Below are 15,128 nucleotides of genomic sequence, written 5' to 3'. Positions count from 1 at the left end.
AAAGCTATTTTGGGATGCCTATCTCTGTCCGTACAGGGAATGACGGTAGGTGTCATATCAAAAAATAAATGAATCAGCCGTATTTGTTTTATTTGTCTTGGTTCCCACCAATCAAAAAGGTCGTCTGAAAACCGGAAATCCCCATTTTCAGACGACCTTTTCATGTTTCAGCCCCTATCAAGCATCAATATTTTGCGCAATCAGGGCGTTGTTTTCGATGAAGGCGCGGCGCGGTTCGACTTCGTCGCCCATCAGGGTAACGAACACTTCATCGGCGGCGATGGCGTCTTCGATGCGCACTTTCAACAAACGGCGCACGGCGGGGTCCATCGTGGTTTCCCAAAGCTGCTCGGGGTTCATCTCGCCCAATCCTTTGTATCGCTGGATGGACATGCCTTTTTGGGCGTTTTGGAGCAGGATGTTCAGCGCGGTTTCAAAGCTGTCCACATCATATTCGTTCTCGCCTTTATAAAGCTTGGCACCCTCGCCGACCAAGCCTTTGAGCGCGGCGGCGGTTTGGGTGAGGGTTTGGTAGGCTTTGCTGTTGAGGAACTTGGGTTCGATGTAGCTGATCATGACGTTGCCGTGCAGCTTGCGGGTGATTTTGATGAAACGGTTGCCTTCGTGTCCTTCGATGCGTTCGAGGGCGACTTCTTTTTCGTCGAGCAGACCGGAAAGTTCGGCAACGGCTTTATCGGCATTTTCAGACGACGTCAAATCGATGGGCGACGCGTGCAGCATGGCGCGTAGGACGAGTTCGTCCACGAAGCGGCTTTCCTGTTCGATAACGGTTTTCGCCAACAGGAATTGTTTGGCGGTGTCGGCAAGTTCTACGCCTTCGATGGTGCGGCCATCTGAAACGATTTTGGCTTTTTCCAAAGCGAGGCCGAGCAACCATTGGTCTTTTTCAAACTCGTCTTTGAGGTAACGCTCCTGCTTGCCGTATTTGGCTTTGTAGAGCGGCGGCTGGGCGATGTAGATGTAGCCGCGCTCGACCAGTTCGGGCATTTGGCGGTAGAAGAAGGTCAGGAGCAGGGTGCGGATGTGCGCGCCGTCCACGTCGGCATCGGTCATGATGATGATGCGGTGGTAACGCAGTTTTTCGGGGTTGAACTCTTCTTTGCCGATGCCTGCGCCCAGCGCGGTAATCAGGGTGGCGACCTCTTGGCTGGCGAGCATTTTTTCAAAGCGGGCTTTTTCGACGTTCAGGATTTTGCCTTTGAGCGGCAAAATGGCTTGGAATTTACGGTCGCGGCCTTGTTTGGCTGAGCCGCCGGCGGAATCGCCCTCGACCAGATAAAGTTCTGACAATGCAGGGTCTTTTTCTTGGCAGTCGGCGAGTTTGCCGGGCAGCCCCAAGCCGTCCATCACGCCTTTGCGGCGGGTGATTTCGCGGGCTTTGCGGGCGGCTTCGCGCGCGCGGGCGGCATCAACGATTTTGCTGGTGATAATTTTGGCTTCGTTCGGATTTTCTTCAAGGAAGTCGGTCAGGGCTTGGTTGATGACTTCGTTGACGACGGGGCCGATTTCGCTGGAAACCAGTTTGTCCTTGGTTTGCGACGAGAATTTCGGGTCGGGCAATTTGACGGACAACACGCAGGTCAAACCTTCGCGCATATCGTCGCCGGCCGTTTCAACTTTGGCTTTTTTGGCGACTTCGTTGGCTTCGATGTAGCTGTTGATGGTGCGCGTCATCACTTGGCGCAACGCGGTCAGGTGCGTACCGCCGTCGCGTTGCGGGATGTTGTTGGTGAAGCACTGCACGCTTTCCTGATAGCTGTCGTTCCACTGCATCGCGCATTCGACGCTCATGCCGTCTTTCTCGCCGAACGCATAGAAGATTTTTTCGTGCAACGGCGTTTTTTTGCGGTTCATGTATTGCACGAAACCTGCCACGCCGCCGGAAAGAGCGAAGCTTTCGTGTTTGCCGTCGCGCTCGTCAATCAATTCGATGTCCACGCCGTTGTTCAGGAAGGAAAGTTCGCGGATGCGTTTGGCGAGGATGTCGAAGCTGTATTCGACGTTGCCGAAGGTTTCCGCGCTGGCGAGGAAGCGCACGGTCGTACCTTTTTTGTCGGAATCGCCGACAACTTTCAACGGCTCTTCGGTTTCGCCGCGCACGAAGCGGACGAAGTGTTCTTTGCCGTCGCGGTAGATGGTCAGCGTTACCCAGTCGGACAGCGCGTTGACGACGGACACGCCCACGCCGTGAAGACCGCCGGAGATTTTGTAGCTGTTGTTGTCGAACTTGCCGCCCGCGTGCAACACGGTCATGATGACTTCGGCGGCGGAGCGTCCTTCTTTCGGGTGGATGCCGGTGGGCATACCGCGCCCGTTGTCGGCCACGCTGACGGAATTGTCGGCATGGATGGTTACGGTGATTTTGTCGCAATGTCCCGCCAGTGCTTCGTCGATGGCGTTGTCCAATACTTCGAACACCATGTGGTGCAGGCCGCTGCCGTCCTGCGTGTCGCCGATATACATACCGGGGCGTTTGCGTACCGCTTCCAAGCCTTCCAGCACTTGTATGCTGTCGGCGCCGTATTCTTCGTGTTTTTGGTCAGTCATGGTCTTTATCTGTAAGATTTTTTAAAAGAATTTCTGCTGAGGTCGTCTGAACGACAGTTGGGCGCGCCACCCGGACGGTCAAGCTGTCCGACGGACGGAAATAGACCGTTATTATACCTGATTTTGCTGGAAAATTCAGCGTTTCGGGTGGGCGGAAAGGTCGTCTGAAACCTGTTCGTACTCGGTTTCAGACGACCTTTTTCATATTTTTCCGTTTTCAACATTCCACAACGCGGACGGATACGGGGACGGCTTTTTTCTGGAGGGTGATGGCGAGTCCGGCAAGCGAGGTTTCTTTGTAGGTGGACTTCATGTCGCGCCCTGTTTGCAGCATGGTTTGGATGACTTCGTCGAGCGAGACTTTTTTGTCCGTGCCGTCTTCCAGCAGGGCGAGGGTGCCGAGTTTGAGGGCTTTTTCGGCGGCGATGCCGTTGCGTTCGATGCAGGGGATTTGCACCAATCCGCCGACGGGATCGCAGGTCAGGCCCAAATGGTGTTCCATTGCCATTTCGGCGGCGTTTTCCACTTGTTTGGGCGTGCCGCCGATGACTTCGGCGTATGCGCCCGCCGCCATGGAACAGGCGACGCCGACTTCGCCTTGGCAGCCGACGTCCGCGCCGGAGATGGAGGCGTTGGTTTTGTAGAGGATGCCGATGGCACCTGCGGTGAGCAGGAAGTTTTCGACGCGCTCTTGCGTGGCGTGCGGGTTGAACTTGCGGAAGTAGTGCAGGACAGCGGGGATGATGCCGGCGGCGCCGTTGGTCGGGGCGGTAACGACGCGTCCGCCGGCGGCGTTTTCTTCGTTGACCGCCATGGCGTAAACCATGGGCCAGAGTTGGGTGTTGACGATTTCGGTTTCGCGCAGGGCTTTGAGTTTGGCGGCAAGCTGCGGGGCGCGGCGGCGGACGTTCAAGCCGCCGGGCAGTTCGCCGTCTGCCGCCAGCCCGCGTTTGATGCAGCCTTCCATAACGTCGGCAACGCCGGCGACGCGGCGGCGGATTTCGGCTTCGCTGCAACCGGCAAGCGCGGCTTCGTTTGCCAATACGGCTTCGGAGATGTCGAGCTGGTTCATGCGGCATTGGGCGAGCAGTTCGGCGCAGCTGGTATAAGGGTAGGGGACTGGGCGCGTTTGTTCGGCTTGTTTGTCAAACTCTTGATCGGTAACGATAAAGCCGCCGCCGACGGAGTAGTAAATTTGTTCTTTGAGTTTGCCGCCGTCTTTGCCGTAGGCGGTGAAATTCAGTCCGTTCGGGTGTTTGGGCAACACTTGGTCGCCGCGTATATTCAGGTCGCTGTCGGGGTTGAAGCTGATTTCGCGTCCGTTGAGGCGGAGGGTGTGTTGCGTGCGGATGCGTTCGAGACGGTCGGGGATGTCGGCGAGGGGGATGTCGTGCGGCAGGCTGCCTTCCAAGCCGAGCAGGAGGGCGTCGAATGTGCCGTGTCCGCGTCCTGTCAGCGCCAGCGAGCCGTAAATGTCGATGACGATGCGCTCGGTTTGCGCGTCCAGCCCTGATTGTTTGAGGTCGTCTGAAAAGGCGGCGGCGGCTTTCATGGGGCCGACGGTGTGGGAGCTGGAGGGGCCGATGCCGATTTTGAAAATGTCGAAAATGCTGATCATGATGTTTTCCGTTGATTTTATTGAATTACTTTTTCCGTTTCGCCCGCGGATGCCCCTCGTCGTAAACCTTGGCCAGATGGTCGAAATCCAGCTTGGTGTAAATCTGCGTGGTCGAGAGGTTGCTGTGTCCCAACAGTTCTTGCACGGCGCGGATGTCGCGTGAGGATTGCAAAAGGTGGCTGGCGTAGCTGTGGCGCATCATGTGCGGGGAAATGTGTTGCCCGCTGCCCTGCTGCACCGCCCATGCCTGAAGGCGTTTTTGGATTTGTCGCTGCCCGAGTCGCGTGCCGTTTTTGCCGGTAAAGAGCGCGGCTTCGCCGTCTGCCGCTACGCGTTCGGACAGATAGGCGCGCAAGGCTTCGACGCTTTTGCCCGACAACGGGACTTGCCGCTCTTTCCTGCCTTTACCGGTTACGCTCACCCAGCCTTCGTCCAGCAACACATCGCCCAAATCCAAGCCGTGTATCTCGCTTAAGCGCAGGCCGCTGCCGTACATCAGTTCAAACAAGGCATGGTCGCGCACTGCCAAACTGTCATCAACGGGCGCACTGTCGAGCATATGGTTCAACTCTTCCTGCGGCAGGGCTTTGGGCAGGCGTTCGGGCAGGCGCGGGGCTTTCAGGTTGAAGGTTGGGTCGTTGTCCATCATGCCCGACTGCACGAGCCAGCCGCAATATTGCCGCCACGCCGACAATTTGCGCGCCAGCGTCCGTTCGCTCAAGCCTTGTTGCGACAGCCGTTTCAACGCCGCCACAAAATCGCGCCGTTTCAAATCCTGCGCCGTTTCAGACGACCCTTCCGTCAAAAGCCGCACAAGTTCGGTCAAATCGCGCCCGTAGGCAGACAGCGTGTGCGCCGACTTGCCTTGTTGTCCCAACATTTTCAAATAGCCGTCTAAAGACAGTCCGAAATCGCACGCCAACATTTTTCAGACGACCTCCAACACGGTTTTCAAAGCCTGCGGCAATCGGCAAACCTTTTGGCGCGCATAATCGAAACACACCATACCCGTGCGCGCCCGCGCCAGCACCTTGCCGTCCGCGATGCGCGTCAGGCGGAACAGCAGCGCGAATCCGCCCTTGCCGATGTCCTCAATGCCCATTTCCGCCGACAGTTCATCGCCGTAAAAGCCTTGTGCCAAATATTGCACCGCCGCGTCCGCCATAATCAGCCCCGCGCCGCCCGCGTCCGTTTCGCTCCAGCCCAAACCTGCCAGCCAACGCATCCGCACCTCGTGGCACAAGCGCAAAACGGCATCGTTCGCCAGATGGCCGCCGTAATTCACGTCGCCCACCTGCACGCGCAAGGTCGTCTGAAACAACACCGCATCCACATCCGCCACTGCCAACTTAGCCATCACACACCTCCCGCCGCCGTTTCAGACGACCCCGAAAACAAACCGTTATTATAAACCATGTCAGACAAATACCGACCGCACCGTTTGCCCGCCGCAGCCGCTTAAAATCTCATTAATATATAAAACTGATGTAGCCCTGTGTAGTTTTTTAATAAGAAAAACATTATAATTTCCCACATCACCATCCCGCTACCTCACCAAGGAGATTTAAATGGCACTCGTATCCATGCGCCAACTGCTCGACCATGCCGCCGAAAACAGCTACGGCCTGCCCGCATTCAACGTCAACAACCTCGAACAAATGCGCGCCATCATGGAAGCCGCAGACCAAGTCAACGCTCCCGTTATCGTTCAAGCATCCGCCGGCGCGCGCAAATATGCAGGCGCGCCGTTTTTACGCCACCTGATTTTGGCGGCCGTTGAAGAATTCCCGCACATCCCCGTCGTCATGCACCAAGACCACGGCGCATCGCCCGACGTGTGCCAACGCTCCATCCAACTGGGCTTCTCCTCCGTCATGATGGACGGCTCGCTGCTCGAAGACGGCAAAACCCCGTCCACCTATGAATACAACGTCAACGCCACCCGTACCGTCGTCAACTTCTCCCACGCCTGCGGCGTGTCCGTCGAAGGCGAAATCGGCGTCTTGGGCAACCTCGAAACCGGCGAAGCCGGCGAAGAAGACGGCGTAGGCGCGGCAGGCAAACTCTCCCACGACCAAATGCTCACCAGCGTCGAAGATGCCGTGCGCTTCGTCAAAGACACCGGCGTGGATGCACTCGCCATCGCCGTCGGCACCAGCCACGGCGCATACAAATTCACCCGTCCGCCCACCGGCGACGTATTGCGCATCGACCGCATCAAAGAAATCCACCAAGCCCTGCCCAACACCCACATCGTCATGCACGGCTCCAGCTCCGTTCCTCAAGAATGGCTGAAAGTCATCAACGAATACGGCGGCAAAATCGGCGAAACCTACGGCGTACCCGTAGAAGAAATCGTCGAAGGCATCAAACACGGCGTGCGCAAAGTCAATATCGACACCGACCTGCGCCTCGCCTCCACCGGCGCCATCCGCCGCTTCATGGCAGAAAACCCGTCCGAATTCGACCCGCGCAAATACCTGAGCAAAACCGTCGAAGCCATGAAACAAATCTGTCTCGACCGTTACCTCGCATTCGGCTGCGAAGGGCAGGCAGGCAAAATCAAACCCGTTTCCCTTGAGAAAATGGCAAACCGCTACGCCAAAGGCGAGCTGAACCAAATCATCAAATAAACAACGGGACAAACAAACGGGCGGCCATCCAAGCCGCCCGTTTGTTTCGAAGGGTGTATGGGTCAAGTGCAAACCCGTACGGCACTGCCCGTCCTGATTTATAGTGGATTAACTTTAAATCAGGACAAGACCGACGAAGCCGCAGACAGTACATATAGTACGGAACCGATTCACTTGGTGCCTCAGCACCTTAGAGAATCGTTCTCTTTGAGCTAAGGCGAGGCAACGCCGTACTGGGTTAAAGTTAATCCACTATAATACGCCGGCTTTCCAAACCAGACAAAAGGTCGTCTGAAAACGGCTTCAGGTTGAACACAACCTGCGGCGTTTGTTTTCAGACGACCTTGTTTGCCGAAGAGGCGAACTTTTCCTATTCCCTGACTAGCGTGGGATTCGATGACGGGCGGCGATTATTTGTCGCCAAGTCATAAAGGATGATCTGATAATGCCGTCATTCCTGCGCAGTCGGCAAAGGTGGCTGACAAATGTCCTGTTTTCATTTTGGCTTGCGATTTTTTTTACTTTAATGCACCTGATGAACAGCAGGTTGAACCTGAAAAACAAAACCCTGCGCATGAAAGGCAGGGTTCGGAGTTTATCGGCAAATCTACACCTTGCTTTTGAGGATTTTGCGGATGGCGGAAAGCTGGCGGCGGCTGACGGGCAGGGGCTTTGGGATGTCCAATATCTGCGCACCCCAGGCAGAATCGCTGTCATCGTCGTCGTCCAGCCGTATCAGGTAGTCTAAGGTGTGGCGGAAGGCGAGGGCGTTGCGGTGGAGGCGGATGATTTTTTCGCCCAACAATTCTTCCCAATAGACCAGGGTTTTGGGCAGTTCGTAGCTTTGTCTGTCGCCGGTAACCAGAAAGACGGTTTTGTGTTCCGCCATCAGATAACGCGCCTGCTGCCACGGGATTTCGATCATGCGGTCGCGGCTGAAGACTTGGAAATGGGTAAAGTCGTCGGCTTTTTCGCGGTATTTTTCGCTGACCCGGTCCAATGCCGCTTGTAGGCGGGTTGAGCGGATGGGTTTGAGCAGGTAGTCGGCTGCCGCCAGTTCGAAGGCGCGCAAGGCGTGTTCTTCGTAGGCGGTGGTGAAGATAATTTCGGGCTGGCGTTTGGCGACGCGTTTGATGCGTTCGACCAGCTCGAGTCCGGTAATTTCGGGCAGCCCGATGTCGGCAAATACGATATCGACTTCGTGCATACTCAACCAGTCCAAAGCGGGTTGTGCGTGGTGGAATACGTTGAGAATCACGACGTTGCACTCTTCCAGCAAGATGCGCAGGCGTTCTGCGGCGAGCACTTCGTCTTCAACAATAATGACACTTAACATAATGATTTACTTTTGTTATTTTTAAGTTTTTGACAGTCGGGTGAAAAGTCGGCACGGATAGCCGTCTTCCCGTTATGCATTTGGTTACGGCGATTATAGTAAATATGAAGTATTAATGTGCGGGTTATGTAAAAAATAATTACGTTTGAATAATATCTCGAGTAATTTGTTGCAATCTCGCCAATCTACTCCGTAACTATATCACGTATCGGTATTTTATGCGGCTGCCAGTGTTCTATCGCCCAAGATAAAAGCGCCTGCGGGCGGGAAACTTCGGGTGCGGGCGGAAGGTTGAGGTATTGCAGGACTTGGCGGAGTAATTGTTCTTTATGGTTTTCGTCCAAGGCGGGGGCAAGCGTCTGCTTTGACCATTTCTGCCCGTGTTTGTTGACCAAAAGCGGGAGGTGGGCGTAATGCGGGGTAGCGAAGCCGAGGTTGCGTTGCAGGTAGATTTGGCGCGGGGTGGAAACGAGCAGGTCTTGCCCGCGTACGATGTGTGTAATGCCTTGGTCGGCATCGTCGGCAACGACGGCAAGCTGGTACGCCCAAAATCCGTCGGCGCGCAAGAGGACGAAGTCGCCGATGTCGCGGGCGAGGTTTTGGGCGTAATGTCCGACGATACCGTCGTCAAATCCGATGGTTTCATCGTTGACGCGGATGCGCCATGCGGGCGGTTTGTCGGTGTGGGGGCGGTCTTCGGGGCGGCGGCAGCGTCCGTTGTAAACGAATCCGTCGGCACCTTGGGCGGCGGCCGCCTGCCAGTCTTTGCGGCTGCAATAACAGGGATAGAGTAGGCCTTTTTCTTTCAGACGACCCAAGGCGTCCCTGTACAGGGAATGGCGGCGGCTCTGCCAAACGACTTCGCCGTCCCATTCGAAACCGAAGGCTTCAAGCGTGTGCAGGATATGCGCGGCGGCACCGGGCATTTCGCGCGGCGGATCGAGGTCTTCCATGCGGACCAGCCATTTGCCCCGGTTTGCGCGCGCATCGGCGTAGGATGCAAGCGCGGTCAGCAGCGAGCCGATGTGGAGCAGGCCGGTGGGGCTGGGGGCGAAGCGTCCGATATAGTCGGTTGGTAGGGGTGCCGTCATGGTTTTGGGATTGGAGCGGGTTGTTGGAAATCGGTTTGGGCGGGACTTGCCGTGTCCGTTTTAACTGCGTTGCGGCAGGGTTTTCAGACGACCTTTGGGGAAAGGTCGTCTGAAAACGGGCAAACTATACCAAGCAACTGCTTCTGCGGGCAATGTTATAATGCCGTTTCAACACATTACGGACAGATTCCATGCTCATTGATACTTCACGTCCCATTCTTGCCGTCGATACCGGTACCTCTTTTCTCTCACTCGCTTTGCGTGCGGACGGAGAGGTGCGCCTGTATCATGAAAACGTCGGTACGCGCCAGTCCGAACTCATCCTGCCGCAGATTCGCGTGTTGTTCGAACAGGCGGGTATAGGCGCGTCGGATTTGGGCGGCATCGTTTATGCACAAGGACCGGGCGCGTTCACCGGATTGCGTATCGGGGCAGGTGTCGTGCAGGGTTTGGCAACCCCTTTCGACACGCCCGTTGTCGGCGTGCCGAGTTTGGATGCGGCGGCTTATCTGGTTCCAGACTGCCCTTGCGTATTGGCGGCGACCGATGCGCGTATGGGCGAAGTGTTTTATGCGTGGTTTGACACGCAATCCCATACGCGTTTGGGCGATTATCATGTCGGCAAGGCTTCGGAAATCGTTTTGCCGAAAGGACAAACCTTCGGAGCGGGTGTGGGCAACGCCTTTGCCTTGGCTGACAAGCCGCCTTTCGACGGCATGCCGTCCATGCCGACTGCCGCCGATTTTCTCGAGCTGGCACTGAGCGGGCGTTATCCTGCGGCAGACGCCGCACATGCCGAATTGTTATACGTCCGCGACAAGATCGCCCTGACGGCGAAAGAGCAGGCGGAAAGGAAGGCGAAACCATGAACATCCGTCCGGCAAGCTCTGATGACTGTGCCGCCCTGACCGCAATCGATGCGGCGGGCAATCCCTCGCCTTGGTCGGAGCGGCAGTTTCTCGAAGCGGTAGAAAATCCTGCCGATACCGTTTGCGTCTGCGAACGCGGAGGCGGAATCTGCGGTTTTGCCGTCTGGCGCGAAATCTGCGGCGAGTCCGAGTTACACCTGATTGCCGCCGCCCCGGTGTACCGTCGACAAGGCATCGCCTCAAAACTTTTGGCATATTGGTTTCAGACGACCTCAAGCCAAGGCGTATCTCGCCTGTTGTTGGAAGTCCGCGCAGGCAATGCCGCCGCCATCGGCCTCTACCGCAAATACGGTTTTATCGAAACAGGCCGGCGGAAAAATTATTATCCCCTGCCCGAAGGCGGATATGAAGACGCAATTTTGATGGAAAAACCATGTTAAGCAGCCGTTACCTCCATTTGCACGAAGCCTTGGGACTGGGGCCGATGTGGCTCAAGCGCGGGGCAAAAACCATTCCCGCTGCTTGGACCGCTCCCAAAACCGGTATGCCCAAACCCGCGGCAGCGTCGGTTCAGACGACCATCCCCCGTCAGGAACGCACCCTGTCGGTAGGGGCGCATCAGGCGCGTCTGTCGGCAATGGCGGCCGTACACGGCGGAAACCAACAGGACGTACCCGAGCGCGAAATGCCATCCCAGCAAACCGCGGCTGTCGAAGCGGCCCGTCAGCCCGACGCGAAACCCAAGCAGGAAACGCCTGCGGACAAACAAACCCGCAGCATCCAAAACACGGCAGATTTGCCTGCCGCTCCGCACCATTCAGACGACCTCCCGCGCCTGTCCGCCACAGTCAAAACCGCGCGCCTGATGGTGGTCAGCATCTGCCCGTCGACCGAAGATACGCTGCACGGCGAATTGTTCCACGGCGAAACCGGCGTCCTGCTGGACAATATGCTCGCCGCCATCCGCCTCAGCCCGCAGCAGGCGCACAAAACCAGTTGGGTGAAAGCCGCCCCCGTGTTCAGCCCGCATCCCTCGGAAGCGCAAATCCATGCCGAATTGCCTGCACTGAAGCATGAATTGGAATCGTCCCAAGCCCGTGCGGTATTGTTTTTAGGGCAGGTTTTCGAACAAAAAGAAATGATGGCGGTCATGGACGAATTGTGCGGCGGCATCCCGTATTTCACCATCCCGCACCCCGCCCGCCTGCTGCGCCAACCGCGCCTGAAGGCATATGCCTGGCAGGTATTGAAGAAAGCGGCGGCTGTGTTGTAGGGTTGATTGGAACAAAGGTCGTCTGAAACTTGGAAATAGGGTTTCAGACGACCTTTTTGCATTTTTTCAGCGGAGGCGTTTGCGGACAACACACGCGCCGGGATGATGGTAAAGATTATAGTGGATTAAAATTGCAATGATACGGCGTTGCCCACGCCCTTATGTATAGTGGATTAAATTTAAATCAGGACAAGACGACGAAACCGCAGACAGTACAGATAGTACGGCAAGGCGAGGCAACGCCGTACTGGTTTAAAGTTAATCCACTATACTATCTGTACACGACGGGCGTTGTCTCCTTGTCTCATTTTTATTTTAATCCACTATAATGAGTAGCGTGGGCCTCGTCCGCGAGCCTGTTGTCCACATTTGAATTTAGCGGTTATTCTTGCATTTATATCGTGGGTAGAACCCACGCTACTCGTTGTTGCAACGGAGCTTGTCCCTTCCCCCGTCTGGCGGGGGAAGGTTAGGATGGGGGAGTTTTGGGGTTTAGGTAATAAAATCAAATTCGTACAGCCCGCAGAGCCACCCTCTCCCGCCGGACGGGAGAGGGGGTGGGGTGCAGGTAAAAAAGAGGTCGTCTGAAAACGTGAAACCAAGTTTTAGAGAAACTCGTTCACGCTTATTTTCAGACGACCTTTTTGCTTATTCACTTTGTCCGTTGTTCAACCAATCAACTTTTCACCCACTCCGCCTCAAACACGCCCCTTAAGGCGTTGGAGAGGCGGATTTCTTCGGTGTGTTCCAGCATGTCGCGGGTGATGTGCGTTTCGATGACTGTGTCCGCGCCTAAGTAGGTTTGCGGCTGCTGCAAGACGGCTTGGCGCATGACGCCGTTGAGGATGTCCAAATCCAGAGACGGGGTGAGCCATTGCCCTTGGTATTTGATGAATACGTTGCTTCTGCCGCCTTCGAGCAGGAGGCCGTCTGAATTGAAAAACAGGCTGTCGAACGCGCCTTGTGTTTCGGCGGTTGCCACGCTTGGTCGAAGAGGGCGCGGCGGGTGGTTTTGAAGCGGCGCAGGTAGTCGCAGCGCGGGAGGGGTGGCGGGGCGGGGATGATGCGCTGCGGGGCGGGCAGCTCGGCGGTGGCAGCATGGCTGAGGATGAGGTCGTCTGAAACGAGTTCGGCTTTCAAGCGGAACAGGCCGTCGGGTAGTTTGGCGATGTATTGTCGGATTCGGGTTTCGCAGTCATCGGGCAGGGGCAGGTTGAGGGCTTGGGCGGATGTTTTCAGACGGCCTAAATGCAGGTCGAGCAGGCGGCATTGCCTGTTTTCCACGCGCATGGTTTCGAAGATGCCGAAGGCGGGGCGCAGTTCGTCGAGGAAACGGGCTTTCCAGCCGCATTCCCGATATTCGGCGGCGGGGTCGCTGTCGATGACGATGCCGGAACCGACGCCGTACACCCCTTGATATAGTGGATGAACTTGAAACCGGTACGGCGTTTCCCCGCCTTGCCGTGTCTGCGGCTTCGTCACCTTGTCTTGATTTAAATTTAATCCACTATCCAGGTCGTCTGAAAATGGAAGGTCGTCTGAAATCGGGTCTGAAACGGGTTTGAGCAACAATGTGCGGATAACGACGTTGAATATGCCTTCAAATCCCAGCCCGCCCGCGCAGGGTTTCAGGTAGCCGATGCTGCCGGTGTAGAGGCCGCGCGGTTCGGCTTCGAGCGATTCGATAATCTGCATGCTCATGCGTTTGGGCGCGCCGGTGATGCTGCCGCAGGGGAAGGCGGCGCGGAGGATGTCGGCGGCGGTAATGTGCGGCAGGGCTTGGGCTTGGATGGTACTGGTCATCTGCCAGACGCTGCCGAAACGCGATACTTTAAACGGCTCGGGCACGCATACTTTGCCGGTTTGGGCGATTTTGCCGAGGTCGTTGCGCAGCAAATCGACAATCATCACGTTTTCGGCGCGGTTTTTCGGGTCGGCTTGCAACTCGGCGGCGCGGCGTTCGTCTTGACCGTCGCCCAAAATCGGCGCGGTGCCTTTCATCGGTTCGGTGCTGATGGTGCCGTCCGCACCGATTTTGAGGAAGAGTTCGGGCGAGAAACACAGCGTCCAAGCGGGTTTCCCTGCCGCATCGGGCAGGTGGGACAAGACGGCATAGGGGACGGGCTGGCGCAGGCGGCGGTAGAGGCTGACGGGGTTGCCGTAGGCTTGCAGGTGCAGGCGGGTGGTGTAGTTGATTTGATAGGTGTCGCCGCGCCGGATGGCTTCGTGGATTTGGCGGATGTGATCGAGATAATCGGCTTCGGATACGGAGGATTGCGGCGTGGAAATGCCGGCGGGGAGGTCGTCTGAATTTTGGGCAAGCCAGCTTTCGGCATCGATGTCGGCGCAGTCGGCAAACCAATGCAGGGCAAGATTGCCGCCGCGTTCGGAATCCATCCCCATCAGCGGCAAACCGAATTCGTAGTCTGCAAACAACACCGAATGCAGCCCTTTTTGCCAGCCCTTTTGCAGCGCATCGTCCAGCGAATCCAGTTCGTTATGATGGAAAAGGCGGCTTTCCACATGATTTTGATAGAGTTTTGCGCGACCGCTTACGGCATCGTCAAACAGGGCGAAATAGGGCATGGCTGTGGTGCAAATAGCCTGATTATACGCCGTTTTTACACAAATTAGCAGACCGCGCCGAAAAAAATGGCGCAGTGTAATTTTATGTAGTCCGCTGAGGGGCAAAGGAGTAGAATCAAACCATACCACACCATATCATTTCAAACTTAATCAATAAGGAGACCCTATGGCAGATCATCAGTTAGAACCATTTGAAAACGTTGAATTGGGCGAAAAGCAAGACCAGTTGCAAGTTTTCGAAAAAGCCGTTTTGGAACACGAAGGACGCGGTACGGACGAAGATTCCGGCAGCGCACCGCTTCCCGCCAATTACCCCTACAAACAACGTATGCGCCGCGCCGCATACGAAAAAGAAAAACAAAAGCTGCAAATCGAATTGCTGAAAGTGCAAAGCTGGGTCAAAGACTCCGGCCAACGCATCGTCAGCCTGTTTGAAGGCCGCGACGCCGCAGGCAAGGGCGGTACCATCAAACGCTTTATGGAACATTTGAACCCGCGCGGCGCGCGCGTCGTCGCACTGGAAAAACCGACCACCACCGAACGCGGCCAATGGTATTTCCAACGCTACATTCAAAACCTGCCGACCGCGGGCGAAATGGTCTTCTTCGACCGCTCATGGTACAACCGCGCCGGCGTAGAACGCGTGATGGGCTTCTGCGAACCCAACGAATACCTGCTCTTCATGCGCCAAACCCCCGAATTGGAACGTATGCTCGTTGCCAGCGGCATCCACCTCTTCAAATTCTGGTTCTCCGTATCCCGCGAAGAACAACTGCGCCGCTTTATCTCCCGCCGCGACGATCCGCTGAAACACTGGAAACTTTCTCCCGTGGACATCCAGTCGCTCGACCGTTGGGACGACTACACCGAAGCCAAAAACGCCATGTTCTTCCACACCCACACCGGCGACGCGCCTTGGGTCATCATCCGTTCCGACGACAAAAAACGCGCACGCCTCAACTGTATCCGCTACTTCCTGCACCGACTGGACTACCCGGGTAAAGACGTGAAAGCCATCGGCAAAGTGGACGAAAAAATCGTCCTCATTCCCGACACACGCTACAAAGAGAAAACCGTCGATATCGGTCATGACTGATTGAGCGGTTAGCCGTTTAAGCAGTAAAAAGGTCGTCTGAAAACCTGAAATACGGGTT

At 56.2% G+C, this 15,128-nt stretch carries 11 protein-coding genes and 2 pseudogenes; 6 read left to right on the top strand and 7 right to left on the bottom strand.

Annotation, left to right across the window (positions count from 1 at the left end):
• Positions 1-177: 177 nt before the first annotated feature.
• The 4 genes from gyrB to HMPREF2954_RS06675 all read right to left on the bottom strand — a co-directional run bounded on the left by gyrB (position 178) and on the right by HMPREF2954_RS06675 (position 5,543).
• Positions 178-2,568 (bottom strand): DNA topoisomerase (ATP-hydrolyzing) subunit B, encoded by a 2,391-nt coding sequence (gene gyrB, locus HMPREF2954_RS06690; protein ID WP_045072794.1) that lies wholly within the window; start codon positions 2,566-2,568, stop codon positions 178-180.
• A 217-nt stretch (positions 2,569-2,785) separates the two neighbouring features.
• Positions 2,786-4,186: an L-serine ammonia-lyase gene (locus HMPREF2954_RS06685; protein ID WP_045072795.1), complete on the bottom strand. Its 1,401-nt coding sequence runs from the start codon at positions 4,184-4,186 to the stop codon at positions 2,786-2,788.
• Between the two features lie 25 nt (positions 4,187-4,211).
• Positions 4,212-5,111, bottom strand: coding sequence for a tyrosine recombinase XerC (xerC, locus tag HMPREF2954_RS06680; RefSeq protein ID WP_045072796.1), 900 nt, complete (start codon positions 5,109-5,111; stop codon positions 4,212-4,214).
• 3 nt (positions 5,112-5,114) lie between these two features.
• A complete protein-coding gene (locus HMPREF2954_RS06675) occupies positions 5,115-5,543 on the bottom strand; it encodes an acyl-CoA thioesterase (RefSeq protein WP_045072797.1) in 429 nt (142 codons plus the stop codon).
• A gap of 211 nt (positions 5,544-5,754) precedes the next feature.
• Between HMPREF2954_RS06675 and fba the strand changes: the two genes are divergently transcribed.
• On the top strand, positions 5,755-6,819 hold the full coding sequence (gene fba / locus HMPREF2954_RS06670) for a class II fructose-bisphosphate aldolase (protein ID WP_003761919.1): 1,065 nt from the start codon (positions 5,755-5,757) through the stop codon (positions 6,817-6,819).
• Positions 6,820-7,426: 607 nt separating this feature from the next.
• Here the strand turns inward: fba and HMPREF2954_RS06665 are convergent.
• Together HMPREF2954_RS06665 and gluQRS are read right to left on the bottom strand one after the other, a co-directional pair.
• Positions 7,427-8,155, bottom strand: a complete 729-nt coding sequence (locus tag HMPREF2954_RS06665; protein ID WP_039407778.1) for a LytR/AlgR family response regulator transcription factor — start codon at positions 8,153-8,155, stop codon at positions 7,427-7,429.
• 185 nt (positions 8,156-8,340) lie between these two features.
• Positions 8,341-9,246, bottom strand: coding sequence for a tRNA glutamyl-Q(34) synthetase GluQRS (gene gluQRS / locus HMPREF2954_RS06660; protein WP_070689057.1), 906 nt, complete (start codon positions 9,244-9,246; stop codon positions 8,341-8,343).
• Between the two features lie 191 nt (positions 9,247-9,437).
• On the opposite strand from gluQRS, the gene tsaB reads away from it, so the two are divergent.
• From tsaB to HMPREF2954_RS12980, 4 genes and pseudogenes are all read left to right on the top strand, one after another.
• On the top strand, positions 9,438-10,115 hold the full coding sequence (gene tsaB / locus HMPREF2954_RS06655; protein WP_045072799.1) for a tRNA (adenosine(37)-N6)-threonylcarbamoyltransferase complex dimerization subunit type 1 TsaB: 678 nt from the start codon (positions 9,438-9,440) through the stop codon (positions 10,113-10,115).
• The gene (gene rimI / locus HMPREF2954_RS06650) at positions 10,112-10,555 is read left to right on the top strand and encodes a ribosomal protein S18-alanine N-acetyltransferase (RefSeq protein ID WP_045072800.1); all 444 of its coding nucleotides are present in this window, start codon (positions 10,112-10,114) and stop codon (positions 10,553-10,555) included. Before tsaB ends, rimI begins: the two co-directional genes overlap by 4 nt.
• Complete coding sequence (locus tag HMPREF2954_RS06645) at positions 10,549-11,388, top strand: uracil-DNA glycosylase family protein (protein WP_045072801.1); 840 nt, start codon at positions 10,549-10,551, stop codon at positions 11,386-11,388. The genes rimI and HMPREF2954_RS06645 overlap by 7 nt, the downstream gene beginning before the upstream one ends.
• Positions 11,389-11,552: 164 nt before the next feature.
• A pseudogene (locus HMPREF2954_RS12980) lies at positions 11,553-11,660 on the top strand (IS5/IS1182 family transposase); the annotation flags it as partial.
• 404 nt (positions 11,661-12,064) lie between these two features.
• Here the strand turns inward: HMPREF2954_RS12980 and HMPREF2954_RS06640 are convergent.
• A pseudogene (locus HMPREF2954_RS06640) lies at positions 12,065-13,974 on the bottom strand (bifunctional chorismate-binding protein/class IV aminotransferase).
• 166 nt (positions 13,975-14,140) lie between these two features.
• Here HMPREF2954_RS06640 and ppk2 point away from each other — a divergent pair.
• Entirely contained in the window at positions 14,141-15,070 is a 930-nt protein-coding gene (gene ppk2, locus HMPREF2954_RS06635; protein WP_045072803.1) for a polyphosphate kinase 2, read from the top strand.
• Positions 15,071-15,128 lie beyond the last annotated feature (58 nt).

The sequence above is a fragment of the Neisseria sp. HMSC067H09 genome, assembly GCF_001814135.1.
Taxonomy (GTDB): domain Bacteria; phylum Pseudomonadota; class Gammaproteobacteria; order Burkholderiales; family Neisseriaceae; genus Neisseria.
Note: the sequence above shows the minus strand (reverse complement) of the source record. Positions and strands in the feature narration are given on the sequence as shown.